The organism is Priestia sp. GS2, assembly GCF_036409025.1.
Taxonomy (GTDB): Bacteria; Bacillota; Bacilli; order Bacillales; family Bacillaceae_H; genus Priestia; species Priestia aryabhattai_A.
On the sequence record NZ_JAZGJX010000001.1, the window covers coordinates 3,307,786 to 3,322,136 of the forward strand.

Here is a 14,351-nt window from a genome sequence, read left to right on the forward strand (position 1 = left end):
ACATCCATTCTAGAAAAATGATTACTTATTAATCGATTGTTACTGGCTCTTCAACTTGATTCTTAACTGGTTCAGCATTACGATATCTCGTCATACCGGTACCAGCAGGAACAAGTTTACCAATAATAACGTTCTCTTTAAGACCTAATAACTCATCACGTTTTCCTTTAATAGCTGCATCTGTAAGAACACGAGTTGTTTCTTGGAATGATGCTGCTGATAAGAAGGAATCTGTTTCAAGAGATGCTTTTGTGATACCAAGTAGTACAGGGCGACCAGTAGCTGGACGATTACCCTCTAGTAATACTTTTTCGTTAGCATCTGTAAATTGGTGGATGTCCAGTAGTGAACCTGGTAATACATCTGTATCTCCAGAATCCATTACTCTCACTTTACGAAGCATTTGGCGTACCATTACTTCAACGTGCTTATCACCAATTTCTACCCCTTGCATACGGTATACTTTTTGTACTTCACGCAGTAGGTATTCTTGAACAGCAGTGATATCTTTTACTTTTAATAATTCTTTCGGATCAATTGAACCTTCTGTCAACTCTTGACCACGAGCAATCTCTTGGCCTTCAGTTACCTTCAAGCGTGCGCTATAAGGAGCTGTGTAAGAGCGTGTTTCAATGTCACCTTGAACTGTAATTTCATGTTGACGGTCACGACCTTCAGTAATTGAAGTAACGGTACCTTCGATTTCTGAAATAACAGCTTGCCCTTTAGGATTACGAGCTTCGAAAATCTCTTGGATACGAGGTAAACCTTGAGTGATGTCATCTCCGGCAACCCCACCAGTATGGAATGTACGCATTGTTAACTGTGTACCTGGCTCACCGATTGATTGAGCAGCGATGATACCAACTGCTTCACCAACTTCAACTTCTGAACCAGTCGCCAAGTTACGTCCGTAACATTTTTTACATACTCCATGACGAGTGTTACAAGTAAATGCAGAACGAATCCATACTTCTTCAACACCAGCATTTACGATTTCTTCAGCTAGATCTTCTGTAATTAATTCATTTTCTGCTACAAGTACTTCGTTTGTTTCTGGATGAACAACAGTTTTACGTGCATAACGTCCAATTAGACGCTCATCCAGCTTTTCGATTTCCTCCGTACCTTCTTTGATTGCAACAGCCAAGATTCCTCGGTCTGTACCACAATCATCATCACGAACGATAACATCTTGAGCCACATCAACAAGACGACGAGTAAGGTAACCTGAGTCAGCTGTTTTAAGGGCTGTATCGGCAAGACCTTTACGCGCACCGTGAGTAGAGATAAAGTATTCTAATACTGTTAAACCTTCACGGAAACTTGATTTGATCGGTAACTCAATGATACGTCCAGACGGGTTAGCCATCAGACCACGCATACCAGCAAGCTGCGTGAAGTTAGATGCGTTACCACGGGCACCAGAGTCACTCATCATAAAGATTGGATTTCGTTTATCTAAGGATTCCATCAGCTTACCTTGGATAACGTCTTTCGCACTACTCCAAATTGAGATTACGCGATCATAACGCTCATCTTCAGTAATTAAACCACGACGGAACTGTTTTAGAACATTATCTACTTTAGCTTGCGCTTCTTGTAAGATAACCTCTTTTTCACCTAATACAACGATATCTGCTACACCAACTGTAATACCAGCTTTAGTAGAATATTTGAACCCTAGGTCTTTCATGCGATCAAGCATTTTAGACGTTTCAGTAATCTTGAAGCGTTTGAATACTTCAGCAATGATATTACCTAAGATTTTCTTCTTAAATGGTGCAATTGCAGGTTGATTTTTAATAAATTCTTTTACGTTAGCACCTTTTTCAACAAAGTATTTATCCGGTGTCTTAACTTCAAGATTTTCTCTTGTTGGTTCGTTAATGTACGGGAACGATTTTGGTAAGATTTCGTTAAATACAAGCTTACCTACAGTCGTCACTAATAATTGTTGGTTTTGTGCTTCGGTAAATGTTTGGTTATTTAAAGAACCAGCGTAGACACCAACACGAGTATGTAAGTGTACATATCCGTTTTGGTATGCAAGCAATGCTTCGTTTGTATCTTTAAATACCATACCTTCACCCACTGCGTCTTCACGCTCAAGTGTTAAGTAATAGTTACCTAATACCATATCTTGAGATGGTGTAACAACTGGTTTACCATCTTTTGGATTCAGGATGTTTTGTGCAGCTAACATTAGGATACGAGCTTCTGCTTGTGCTTCCGCAGATAGCGGTACGTGAACGGCCATTTGGTCACCATCAAAGTCCGCATTGTATGCTGTACATACAAGTGGATGTAGACGGATTGCACGCCCTTCTACTAATGTAGGTTCAAATGCTTGGATACCTAGTCTGTGAAGCGTAGGTGCACGGTTTAAAAGAACTGGATGCTCTTTAATAACCGATTCTAATACGTCCCATACCTCAGGTTGGACACGCTCAATCTTACGTTTCGCACTCTTAATATTATGAGCTAAACCACGCTCAACTAACTCTTTCATAACAAATGGCTTAAATAACTCTAACGCCATTTCTTTTGGTAAGCCACATTGATACATCTTTAAGTTCGGTCCTACAACGATTACAGAACGTCCAGAGTAGTCAACACGTTTACCCAGTAAGTTTTGACGGAAGCGTCCTTGCTTACCTTTTAACATGTGTGAAAGAGATTTTAACGGACGGTTACCAGGACCTGTTACAGGGCGACCACGACGACCGTTATCGATTAAAGCATCTACAGCTTCTTGAAGCATACGCTTTTCGTTTTGAACGATAATGCTAGGAGCTCCAAGATCAAGTAAACGTTTTAAGCGGTTGTTACGGTTAATTACACGGCGATATAAATCGTTTAAGTCAGATGTTGCAAAACGTCCACCATCTAATTGAACCATTGGACGAAGTTCCGGTGGGATAACCGGTAAAACATCTAAAATCATCCAAGAAGGTTCATTACCAGAATGACGGAAAGCTTCCAACACTTCTAAACGCTTAATTGCGCGCGTACGACGTTGACCTTGAGCAGTTTTAAGCTCTTCTTTTAGAGCATCTACTTCTTTGTCAAGATCGATGTCTTGTAATAATTTCTTAACAGCTTCCGCACCCATCGCAGCATGGAAAGTTTTTCCGTACTTTTCACGATATGCACGATATTCTTTTTCAGATAACAGCTGTTTCTTTTCAAGCGGTGTATCACCAGCATCTGTCACAACATATGAAGCAAAATAGATAATCTCCTCTAGCGCACGAGGGGACATGTCTAAGACAAGTCCCATGCGGCTAGGGATACCTTTGAAGTACCAAATGTGCGAAACAGGTGCAGCTAGTTCAATATGTCCCATACGTTCACGACGTACTTTTGCTCTTGTTACTTCTACTCCACAGCGGTCACATACTACGCCTTTGTAACGAACACGTTTGTATTTACCACAGTGGCACTCCCAGTCCTTTTGTGGACCAAAGATACGCTCACAAAACAAACCATCTTTTTCAGGCTTTAATGTACGATAGTTGATCGTTTCCGGTTTTTTTACCTCACCGTATGACCAAGAGCGAATTTTATCTGGCGAAGCTAGACCAATTTTCATATACTCAAAGTTATTTACATCTAGCAAGGAGCCTACCTCCCTTTTAATCTACAGGTTTTTTCCCTTAACGTGCGTATAGCTTTTATATGAAAGTAATTCCTTACTCTTTAATAACAGGGTCTTTTTGACCTTCAGAAATTCCTTCTGGTTCTACATCAGACATAATAGATTCCGACTGCTGTTCTTGATCATCCTCTGAATCTACAATGTCAATCTCTTGCTCGTCAGCTGAAAGCATTTTTACATCCATACCTAAACTTTGTAACTCTTTAATTAATACTTTAAATGATTCAGGTATACCTGGCTCTGGAATGTTTTCACCTTTTACGATGGCTTCATATGTTTTCACACGACCTACAACATCATCCGACTTCACAGTTAGGATCTCTTGTAGTGTATAAGCAGCACCATATGCTTCCAGTGCCCATACTTCCATCTCTCCAAAACGTTGTCCACCAAATTGCGCTTTACCACCTAATGGCTGTTGCGTAACAAGTGAATATGGTCCAGTAGAACGTGCATGAAGCTTATCATCTACCATGTGAGCAAGTTTAATCATGTACATAATACCTACTGACACACGATTATCGAAAGGCTCACCTGTACGACCATCGTATAATACAGTTTTCGCATCACGTGACATACCTGCCTCTTCAATCGTAGCCCAAACATCTTCTTCACGAGCACCATCAAATACTGGAGATGCAACATGAATTCCAAGTTTACGAGCCGCCATACCTAAATGAAGCTCTAATACTTGCCCGATGTTCATACGAGAAGGTACCCCTAATGGGTTTAACATGATATCGATTGGCGTTCCATCTGGTAAGTAAGGCATATCTTCCTCTGGTAAAATACGCGAAATTACACCTTTGTTACCGTGACGACCGGCCATTTTGTCACCTTCAGAAATTTTACGCTTCTGAACGATATATACGCGAACAAGTTGGTTAACACCTGGTGGTAATTCATCGCCATCTTCACGATTGAAGACTTTAACGTCAAGGATAATTCCGCCTCCACCATGTGGTACACGTAATGAAGTATCACGAACCTCACGTGCTTTTTCACCAAAGATCGCATGTAATAAGCGCTCTTCAGCAGTTAGTTCCGTAACACCTTTAGGCGTTACTTTACCAACTAAAAGATCACCATCTTTAACTTCGGCACCAATGCGAATGATACCACGCTCATCTAGGTTACGAAGAGCGTCTTCACCCACGTTTGGAATATCGCGTGTGATTTCTTCTGGTCCTAGTTTTGTATCACGAGACTCAGATTCATATTCTTCAATATGAACAGAAGTATATACATCGTCTTTTACAAGACGTTCACTCATGATAATAGCATCCTCATAGTTATATCCGTCCCAAGTCATGAAACCTACTAAAACGTTACGTCCTAATGCAAGCTCTCCTTTTTCCATAGAAGGGCCATCAGCTAGGATTTCACCTTTTACAACTTCATCGCCAACTGAAACAATTGGACGTTGGTTGTAGCAAGTACCTTGGTTAGAACGAATGAACTTAAGAAGCTTGTATTTATCTAAGTTTCCTTTAACCTTTTGTCCATCTACTTCTTCATAACGACGAACAAAAACTTGTTTTGCTTCTACGCGCTCAACAACACCAGGATGCTTACAGATAACTGCAGCCCCTGAGTCTTTACCAGATACATATTCCATACCTGTTCCGACAAGTGGTGCTTCTGGATTTAACAACGGCACTGCTTGACGTTGCATGTTGGCACCCATTAATGCACGGTTTGAATCATCATTCTCTAAGAATGGAATACAAGCTGTTGCCGCAGATACTACTTGCTTTGGCGATACATCCATGTAATCTAAACGATCGCGACGGATAACTGTATTTTCACCACGGAAACGAGCCACAATATTTTCATCTAAGAAAGAGCCGTCTTCGCCTAGGCGTGCATTTGCTTGGGCAACTACATAGTTATCTTCTTCATCAGCAGTTAAGTAATCAATTCTTGACGTAACTTTACCTGTTTCAGGATCGATACGACGATATGGCGTTTCAATAAAGCCAAATTTATTCACTTTTGCATAAGAAGATAATGAGTTGATTAACCCAATGTTTGGTCCCTCAGGCGTTTCAATCGGACACATACGGCCATAGTGAGAGTAGTGAACGTCACGAACTTCGAATCCAGCACGCTCACGAGTTAAACCACCTGGTCCTAATGCAGACAGACGACGCTTATGTGTCAATTCAGCTAACGGGTTTGTTTGGTCCATAAACTGAGAAAGCTGAGAACTACCAAAGAATTCTTTAATAGCAGCAATTACAGGGCGAATATTGATTAACTGTTGAGGAGTAATTGTATTCGTGTCTTGAATAGACATTCTCTCACGAACAACACGCTCCATACGAGATAACCCAATACGGAATTGGTTTTGTAACAATTCCCCTACAGAACGAAGGCGACGATTTCCTAGATGGTCGATATCATCTGTATCTCCTACTTGATGAAGCAAGTTAAAGAAGTAGCTAATTGATGCTAGAATATCAGCAGGTGTAATATTCTTCACTTCTTCTGTTACGTAAGCATTACCTGAAACTGTAATTACTTTTTCTCCATCCGGATCGTTTGGAGCATAAATCTTAATAGATTGTAACGTAACATCGTCTTCTAAAACTCCGCCAACCGGGCTATAAGTTTTGAAGTTTACTCCACTTTCAAGCATTGGAATTAAGCGATCTAACGTACGGCGGTCAATCATTGCACCTTTTTCAGCAATAATTTCGCCCGTCTCATGATCAACTAATGTTTCTGCTAATTTTTGATTAAACAAACGATGTTTAATATGAAGCTTTTTATTAATCTTGTAACGACCAACATTTGCTAAATCATAGCGCTTTGGATCAAAGAATCGAGATACAAGCAGTGATTTTGCATTTTCTACAGTTGGTGGCTCACCTGGACGTAAGCGCTCATAGATTTCTAGCAACGCTTTTTCAGTACTTTCCGTGTTATCTTTTTCAAGCGTATTACGGATGTACTCATTATCTCCAATTAGATCAATAATCTCTTGGTCTGAACCAAAACCTAATGCACGTAACAATACTGATACTGGAAGTTTACGAGTACGATCAATACGCACGTAAACAACGTCTTTTGCATCAGTTTCATATTCTAACCATGCTCCACGGTTAGGGATAACAGTAGCTGTATATCCTTTTTTACCGTTTTTATCTACTTTTCCACTGTAGTAGACGCTTGGTGAACGTACCAATTGTGATACGATAACGCGCTCAGCACCGTTAATAACAAACGTACCAGTTTCCGTCATCAATGGGAAATCACCCATAAACACATCTTGGTCTTTTACTTCACCTGTTTCTTTATTAATTAAACGCACCTTAACACGAAGAGGTGCTGCATAAGTTACATCACGTTCTTTAGATTCTTCTACTGAATACTTTGGCTCACCTAAGCTGTAGTCAATAAATTCTAGTGATAAATTACCAGTAAAATCATCGATTGGAGAAATATCCTGGAACATTTCTCTTAATCCTTCATCTAAAAACCATTGGTATGAAGCCGTTTGAATCTCGATTAAGTTTGGTAATTCTAGAACCTCACTGATACGAGCATAACTTCTGCGCTGGCGGTGGCGTCCATACTGAACTAGTTGACCTGTCAACTGATTCACCCCTCAAATCAAGCGTTATTATTCAAGACATATAATAAACTATTGTTTATTATTGAACAAAAGAAAAATGGTTTCTTTAAATAGAAAACCACAATTTCATAAAACGTACTATTGATTTTATTAGTTTTCCCATACATTCTCAAATTATACGTGTAATTTTATGTATAACAGAGGCCTATATGGAATATTTATATATTGGCATTTTATAATGCTAACATACTAAAAAATATTAGTCAACATTTTTTAGCACGTATGATATAATAGCCTTTTTTCTTCTCTACTACCTCTACTTCCTCAAATAGAGACTCTAGTTTCGCTAAAGCGGAAGGAGCTCCCTGCTTTTTTTGAATAACGACCCATAATTCACCTTGTTCAACGAGGTGATTATATGCCCCTTCAAGGATTTCATGTACAATTTTCTTACCAGCACGAATTGGTGGGTTGGTAAGAATAGTAGAGAAATCATTAATTTTCACATTACTATAGCAAGAGCTTTGATAAATTTGAACATTGTTAATACCGTTAGCTTTTGCATTTTTTTCTGACAAAGCTAATGCACGCTCATTAACATCAACCATATGCACTTGCTCATCCGGACGAAGTTTAGCTATTGTTAAACCGATAGGGCCATATCCACAACCGACATCTAGAATAGGACCTTTTACATTATTAACTTCAAAGCTATCAATTAGTACCCGCGAACCGAAATCAACTTCCTTTTTAGAGAAAACACCTCGATCACTAGTGAAACGGAAAGTTTGTCCTCGAAGTTCAAACGAAAATGTCTCTTCATTACTACTAGCCGATGGTGTGTTTGAAAAATAGTGTTCTGTCAACTGAACTCCTCCTTCTAAAAGGCATCCTCTATTACTATAAACGAATAGAGAAACAGAAGCAAAAAAGCTCGCTTGAGTAAGCGAGCTTTTTCATATCAAATGTTAAGTAGTAATTACTTAACTTCTACAGAAGCGCCAACTTCTTCAAGTTTAGCTTTTGCTTCTTCAGCTTCTTCTTTAGAAATACCTTCTTTAAGAGCTTTTGGAGCGTTATCAACGATTTCTTTAGCTTCTTTTAAGCCAAGACCAGTGATTTCACGTACTACTTTGATAACTTTGATTTTTTGGCCGCCAGCACTTTCAAGTACTAGGTCAAATTCAGTTTTCTCAGCAGCAGCTTCACCAGCAGCACCGCCAGCTACAGCTACAGGAGCAGCAGCAGTTACGCCAAATTCTTCTTCAATTGCTTTTACTAAATCGTTAAGTTCTAAAACAGTCATATTTTTAACTGCTTCAATGATTTGTTCTTGAGTCATTGTTAATTTCCTCCTTGTGATTGTGTTATATATAACAGACTAAATTATGCACCTTGTTCTTCTTTTTGATCTGCCACAGCTTTTGTAGCAAGAGCAAGGTTGCGGATTGGAGCTTGAAGAACGCTAAGTAACATAGAAAGTAAGCCTTCGCGAGATGGAAGCTCAGCAATAGCTTTGATTTGTTCAACAGTTGCTACGTTACCTTCGATAACACCAGCTTTAATTTCTAATGCTTCATGCTCTTTAGCGAAGCTGTTAAGAATTTTAGCTGGAGCAACAACGTCTTCTCCACCAAATGCAATTGCGTTTGGACCAACTAGCGCTTCGTTAAGGTCGTTTAGTTCAACCTTTTCTACAGCACGGCGAGTTAAAGTATTTTTGTATACTTTAAACTCAATACCCGCGTCACGTAATTGCTTACGAAGTTCAGTTACTTCAGCAACATTTAAGCCACGGTAGTCAACTACGATCGCTGATCCACTTGCTTTAAGTTTATCAGCAATTTCATCAACAACTAGTTTCTTTTGTTCAATTACGTTGCTCATTTTTACACCTCCTGTAGATTTCCTTCCGTACACTCATACAAGGTGCAAATAAAACACCTCCATGACAACTAAGACATGGAGGTGTTATAAGCGAATCAGAACGTTCACTAATTTATCACACACACCTCGGTAGGAAATTAAGCCTTAAAGGCACCTACTGTCTACGGTACAAATGTTATTTTTTTAACAACATTATCTATTGTAATCAGTTCGACTTATAAAGTCAACACCAATTTATTTCCAATAATTAGTTAGCTGCGCTGAAAGTTGCGATATCAACTTTGATACCAGGGCCCATAGTTGAAGATACAGCTAAGTTCTTCATGTATGTTCCTTTTGCAGCTGCAGGCTTAGCTTTTTGCATAGTTTCGAAGATTGTAGTGAAGTTTTCAACTAACTTGCTATCTTCGAATGATACTTTACCGATTGGTACGTGGATGTTACCAGCTTTATCAACGCGGTATTCTACTTTACCAGCTTTGATTTCATTAACTGCTTTCTCAACATCAAATGTTACAGTACCAGTCTTAGGGTTTGGCATTAAACCTTTTGGCCCTAATACGCGACCAAGTTTACCAACTTCACCCATCATGTCTGGTGTAGCAACGATTACGTCAAACTCGAACCAACCTTGTTGGATTTTGTTGATGTAATCAGAATCGCCAACGTAGTCAGCTCCAGCAGCTTCTGCTTCTTTCGCTTTCTCACCTTTAGCGAATACTAATACACGTTGAGTTTTACCAGTACCATTTGGAAGTACTACTGCACCACGAATTTGTTGGTCAGCTTTTTTAGGGTCAACGCCTAAACGGAATGCTACTTCAACAGTTGCATCAAATTTAGTTGTGTTTGTTTTCTTTACTAATTCAATTGCTTCTTGAACTGAGTAAGCTTGTGTACGATCTACAAGCTTCGCAGCTTCAATGTACTTTTTACCTTTTTTAGCCATGTTCTTTTCCTCCTTATGTGGTATTAACGGAATAACCTCCCACTAATAAAGGTTGCGAAATGGAAGCTATCCCCTATCTCGCAACCTTCTAACACCTAATCATTTGGGATTAGTCTTCAACTACGATTCCCATGCTACGTGCTGTACCTTCTACCATACGCATTGCAGACTCAACGTTAGCAGCGTTTAGGTCAGGCATTTTTGTTTCAGCAATCTCACGTACTTTGTCACGCTTGACTGTTGCAACTTTATTACGGTTTGGTTCACCAGAACCTGACTCAATACCAGCCGCTTTCTTAAGTAATACAGCAGCAGGTGGAGTTTTCGTAATAAATGTAAATGAACGGTCTTCAAATACCGTGATTTCAACAGGAATGATTAAACCAGCTTGATCAGCTGTGCGAGCGTTAAATTCTTTACAGAATCCCATGATGTTAACACCGGCTTGACCTAATGCAGGACCAACTGGTGGTGCTGGGTTTGCTTTACCAGCAGGAATTTGTAATTTTACAAGTTTAATTACTTTTTTAGCCACGAGACACACCTCCTTAAGTCCGTGATGTGGTAATAGGGCGATGCCCTCCCACTCCAAGTTCTTTATATATAAAATAAAGAAATAGTTGTTTTAGTCTCAGGATTGAGACATACTGACTTATGAAATATTAACATTAAAACAAATGAATTGCAAGGTTTTAAAGGTTATATTTTTTCAATTTGTGTAAACTCTAACTCAACAGGTGTTTGACGTCCAAACATATCAACATGAACCTTAATTTTGCGCTTGTCTGTGTCGATTTCTTCAATTGTACCTTCAAAGTTTGCAAACGGGCCTTCTTTAACTAAAACAGTTTCTTTTAGTTCAAAGTCAAATCCAGCATGGCTTTCATCCATACCCATTTGTTTTAAAATCATTTCCACTTCTTCTGGTAATAGAGGTGTCGGTTTAGAACCTGAACCAGCTGATCCAACGAAACCTGTTACACCAGGGGTATTACGTACCACGTACCATGAATCATCTGTCATAATAATCTCTACTAACACATAACCTGGAAATACTTTTTTCTTCGTTATCTTTTCTTTATTGTTTTTAATTTCTCTTTCTTCTTCTTCAGGTACAACTACACGAAAGATTTTATCCTGCATGCCCATTGTTTCTACACGTTTTTCTAAATTTGTCTTTACTTTATTTTCATACCCTGAATAAGTATGAACAACATACCAATTTTTCTCCATTTTTGAGGACGTAATGTCCTTCCCTCCCAGCTTCCTGTAAAGTGTTCAAGTATCTATTGCACAGAAGATAAACTAGAATATAAATACACTCTAGTTCATATCATTCTCAAAACAAATTAAAAAACCCGTAAACGGGCTTTTTAAGAAGAACTCATCATATAGTTTCATTATACCATGATTATCATTAAATTATTCAAGGGATTAAACGAATCAATGATGAGATTCCATAATCGACAATTGCGAAAAAGACGGTCATGAAAATAACTGTAGAAACAACTGTAATTGTATAGCGAACTAGTTCATTTCGTTTAGGCCAGCTGACCTTCTTCATTTCACGACCAACGTCACGCAAAAATTTCCCTACACGGTTCATGTTTGTAACCTCCATTAAAATAAAAGGGGTATTAATCTGTGCAGCTTTTTGATCTATTTTGTTTCACGATGCTGGACATGTGAGTTGCAAGATTTGCAAAACTTCTTCATCTCTAAACGAATGTTGTTTTGCTCTGTACTTTTCATCGTTGTATAGTTACGACTACCACATTCTACACATGCCATTACAACTTTTTTACGCATTTTATTAGCCACCTATATAAGTGATAATGTCTATAAGAAAGTATCACACACTTTCTTCCTGTGTCAATACAGGCTATGTGGTAATTTCACGGATTTCTAAGTAGCGCTCTAACTTACGTTTAACTCTTTGTAAAGCATTATCAATCGATTTTACGTGGCGGTTTAAATCTTCTGAGATTTCTTGATAAGAACGACCGTCTAAATACAATACTAATACTTTTCTTTCTAAATCACTCAAAAGTTCTGCCATCTTTAACTCGATATCATCGAACTTTTCTCTGTTAATCAAGAGTTCTTCCGGGTTCATGACCTTGGTTCCTGAAATAACATCTAGCAATGTTCGATCAGATTCCTCATCGTAAATAGGCTTGTCCAACGACACATAAGAATTTAGCGGAATATGCTTTTGTCTTGTAGCCGTTTTTATGGCTGTAATGATTTGCCTCGTAATACATAGTTCAGCAAATGCTTTAAATGAAGTAAGCTTATCTTCTCTAAAGTCACGAATAGCTTTATACAGCCCTATCATGCCTTCTTGAATAATATCTTCTCTATCTGCCCCTATTAAAAAGTACGACCGTGCCTTAGCTCGAACAAAATTCTTGTACTTGTGAATCAAATACTCTAATGCATCAATGTCACCTTTATGCACAAGCTCGACAACTTCTTCATCTTCTTGTTGTTCGAAATGAGCATGAAGTTTTCTCCCATAGTTATCGCCCATATCGATCCCCCTGACCGCACAGTAGATAGAAATATTATACAGTAGCTAATTCTTCACCGTCAACAGCGTCACTTCTCACCACGTCTCCATTTTTCGAAAATTTCAGCAACTCCGTCAGACAATTTAATCCTCGCCGCTGGTTTTTGCGTTTGAATGGACTTTACTTCAATTTTAATAAATCTTTCAATCTCTTGAATTTCATTATATAATTCCCGGGCTGATTTACGTAATGCTCCTTGACCAAATATCGCCCACTGTTCAGTAAAGTCTGATGTCGCAACATGAACCTGCGTGGCTACATTATTTAAATCTTGAGCCAGCTTTTCAATGTATTCATCAGCTGTTTCATTTTCACGTGTAAACACGACTTCAATTTTATAATTATGAGCTTTCTTTTCAATCCCTTGAACCATATGCGCATCAAATACCACAATGACACGGTAGCCTGTATAAGCTTGGTACTCGGCGAGCTTTTCAATAAGTAAATCTCGGGCTCCCGCTAAATCATGATCACGTAGATTCCGTAAGTTAGGCCATGCACCAATCATGTTATAACCATCTACTAATAAAATGTCCATTTTATCTTCCTAATGGGTGACGTTTACGATACACTTCATACATCAATAAACTTGCTGCTACTGATGCATTTAAAGATGTTACGTGACCAACCATTGGAAGCTTTACTAAAAAGTCACACTTTTCTCGAACAAGGCGACTCATTCCTTTACCTTCGCTTCCAATAACTAAAGCCAGTGGCATTGTACCATCTAAATTTCGGTAGTCATCACTTTCTTTTGCATCCGTACCAGCTACCCATACTCCTCTTTCTTTTAATTCATCAATGGTGCGAGCTAAGTTCGTTACGCGAGCAACTGGAATATGTTCAATAGCTCCTGTTGATGATTTAGCCACAGTTGATGTTAGCCCAACAGATCTACGCTTTGGAATAATAATGCCGTGAGCACCAACTGCATCCGCTGTTCTCATAATTGAACCTAGGTTGTGTGGATCTTCCAACTCATCTAGTATTAAGAAAAAAGGATCTTCATTTTTTTGTGCTGCTTTTTCAAACAGTTCATCAACTTCAGCATATGAATACGCCGCAACTAAAGCCAATACACCTTGATGTGTCCCCTGAACCATTTGTTCAATTTTCTTTTTAGGCACATACTGCACCAATACGCCATTTCGTTTAGCAAATTTTACAATCTCTCCCATAGAGCCACCCTGAGATCCTTCTGCAATCCATAGCTTGTTAATTTCTCTTTCTGATTTTAATGCTTCTAATACGGCATTTCGTCCGATAATATAATCTTGTTGCTGCATATTAATTTCCTCCCTCTCCTTCAAAGATGAAAGAGATTGCTTTTGTAATAATTTCATGAGCACGTTCATCGTTACCCAATAAATAATGGTAGCCAACTAACGCTTCAAATGCTGTGCTATAGCGATATGTTTGTACATCCGTGTTTTTAGGAACTGTTCCTGATTTTGCATTACGCCCTCTTCTTAGCACAGCTAGTTCTTCATCATCTAAAAAATCATTTTCTTTGAAATGATAGACAATTTGAGCCTGCGCTTTAGCAGACACATATTTTTTAGCTTTATTATGAAGTTGGTTAGGGCGCACTGTCCCTAACCCAAGCAAATGTTTACGAACATGTAAATCGAATACTGCATCACCCATATAAGCTAATGCTAGACTATTCAACTGCTTTACATCTAACTTTTTTTCAATCAT

General features: G+C 38.7%; 14 protein-coding genes and 1 other annotated feature. All 14 genes read right to left on the minus strand.

What is annotated here, in order from left to right; translation table 11 throughout:
- Positions 1-28: 28 nt before the first annotated feature.
- Positions 29-3,622 carry a DNA-directed RNA polymerase subunit beta' gene (gene rpoC / locus V2145_RS16885; RefSeq protein WP_094913076.1) on the minus strand — a complete coding sequence of 1,198 codons (3,594 nt, stop codon included), beginning with the start codon at positions 3,620-3,622 and terminating at the stop codon, positions 29-31.
- Positions 3,623-3,695: 73 nt separating this feature from the next.
- The gene (gene rpoB, locus V2145_RS16890; protein ID WP_094913077.1) at positions 3,696-7,262 is read right to left on the minus strand and encodes a DNA-directed RNA polymerase subunit beta; all 3,567 of its coding nucleotides are present in this window, start codon (positions 7,260-7,262) and stop codon (positions 3,696-3,698) included.
- Positions 7,263-7,504: 242 nt separating this feature from the next.
- Positions 7,505-8,107 (minus strand): class I SAM-dependent methyltransferase, encoded by a 603-nt coding sequence (locus V2145_RS16895; RefSeq protein WP_094913078.1) that lies wholly within the window; start codon positions 8,105-8,107, stop codon positions 7,505-7,507.
- 113 nt (positions 8,108-8,220) lie between these two features.
- Positions 8,221-8,583 carry a 50S ribosomal protein L7/L12 gene (rplL, locus tag V2145_RS16900; RefSeq protein WP_013054917.1) on the minus strand — a complete coding sequence of 121 codons (363 nt, stop codon included), beginning with the start codon at positions 8,581-8,583 and terminating at the stop codon, positions 8,221-8,223.
- Positions 8,584-8,627: 44 nt separating this feature from the next.
- Positions 8,628-9,128, minus strand: a complete 501-nt coding sequence (gene rplJ / locus V2145_RS16905; protein WP_094913079.1) for a 50S ribosomal protein L10 — start codon at positions 9,126-9,128, stop codon at positions 8,628-8,630.
- 41 nt (positions 9,129-9,169) lie between these two features.
- Positions 9,170-9,313, minus strand: a sequence feature (ribosomal protein L10 leader region).
- Between the two features lie 62 nt (positions 9,314-9,375).
- Entirely contained in the window at positions 9,376-10,077 is a 702-nt protein-coding gene (gene rplA / locus V2145_RS16910) for a 50S ribosomal protein L1 (protein ID WP_094913080.1), read from the minus strand.
- 109 nt (positions 10,078-10,186) lie between these two features.
- Positions 10,187-10,612, minus strand: a complete 426-nt coding sequence (rplK, locus tag V2145_RS16915; RefSeq protein WP_025909714.1) for a 50S ribosomal protein L11 — start codon at positions 10,610-10,612, stop codon at positions 10,187-10,189.
- A 164-nt stretch (positions 10,613-10,776) separates the two neighbouring features.
- On the minus strand, positions 10,777-11,310 hold the full coding sequence (gene nusG / locus V2145_RS16920; protein ID WP_094913081.1) for a transcription termination/antitermination protein NusG: 534 nt from the start codon (positions 11,308-11,310) through the stop codon (positions 10,777-10,779).
- Positions 11,311-11,503: 193 nt separating this feature from the next.
- Complete coding sequence (gene secE / locus V2145_RS16925) at positions 11,504-11,683, minus strand: preprotein translocase subunit SecE (RefSeq protein WP_094913082.1); 180 nt, start codon at positions 11,681-11,683, stop codon at positions 11,504-11,506.
- A 53-nt stretch (positions 11,684-11,736) separates the two neighbouring features.
- A complete protein-coding gene (rpmG, locus tag V2145_RS16930) occupies positions 11,737-11,886 on the minus strand; it encodes a 50S ribosomal protein L33 (protein WP_094913083.1) in 150 nt (49 codons plus the stop codon).
- A 73-nt stretch (positions 11,887-11,959) separates the two neighbouring features.
- Entirely contained in the window at positions 11,960-12,610 is a 651-nt protein-coding gene (gene sigH / locus V2145_RS16935) for an RNA polymerase sporulation sigma factor SigH (RefSeq protein ID WP_025909710.1), read from the minus strand.
- Between the two features lie 68 nt (positions 12,611-12,678).
- Positions 12,679-13,188 carry an NYN domain-containing protein gene (locus V2145_RS16940; RefSeq protein WP_094913084.1) on the minus strand — a complete coding sequence of 170 codons (510 nt, stop codon included), beginning with the start codon at positions 13,186-13,188 and terminating at the stop codon, positions 12,679-12,681.
- Position 13,189: 1 nt separating this feature from the next.
- Positions 13,190-13,936, minus strand: a complete 747-nt coding sequence (rlmB, locus tag V2145_RS16945; RefSeq protein WP_094913085.1) for a 23S rRNA (guanosine(2251)-2'-O)-methyltransferase RlmB — start codon at positions 13,934-13,936, stop codon at positions 13,190-13,192.
- 1 nt (position 13,937) lies between these two features.
- Positions 13,938-14,351, minus strand: coding sequence for a Mini-ribonuclease 3 (locus V2145_RS16950; RefSeq protein WP_094913086.1), 414 nt, complete (start codon positions 14,349-14,351; stop codon positions 13,938-13,940).

Bases quoted from the DNA above. Each gene is read 5' to 3' on its own strand.
- rpmG (WP_094913083.1), bottom strand. From the start codon at position 11,886: ATGCGTAAAAAAGTTGTAATGGCATGTGTAGAATGTGGTAGTCGTAAC.
- V2145_RS16950 (WP_094913086.1), bottom strand. From the start codon at position 14,351: ATGATTGAAAAAAAGTTAGATGTAAAGCAGTTGAATAGTCTAGCATTA.
- rplL (WP_013054917.1), bottom strand. From the start codon at position 8,583: ATGACTCAAGAACAAATCATTGAAGCAGTTAAAAATATGACTGTTTTA.
- sigH (WP_025909710.1), bottom strand. From the start codon at position 12,610: ATGGGCGATAACTATGGGAGAAAACTTCATGCTCATTTCGAACAACAA.
- rlmB (WP_094913085.1), bottom strand. From the start codon at position 13,936: ATGCAGCAACAAGATTATATTATCGGACGAAATGCCGTATTAGAAGCA.
- nusG (WP_094913081.1), bottom strand. From the start codon at position 11,310: ATGGAGAAAAATTGGTATGTTGTTCATACTTATTCAGGGTATGAAAAT.
- V2145_RS16940 (WP_094913084.1), bottom strand. From the start codon at position 13,188: ATGGACATTTTATTAGTAGATGGTTATAACATGATTGGTGCATGGCCT.
- secE (WP_094913082.1), bottom strand. From the start codon at position 11,683: ATGAACCGTGTAGGGAAATTTTTGCGTGACGTTGGTCGTGAAATGAAG.
- rplJ (WP_094913079.1), bottom strand. From the start codon at position 9,128: ATGAGCAACGTAATTGAACAAAAGAAACTAGTTGTTGATGAAATTGCT.
- rplA (WP_094913080.1), bottom strand. From the start codon at position 10,077: ATGGCTAAAAAAGGTAAAAAGTACATTGAAGCTGCGAAGCTTGTAGAT.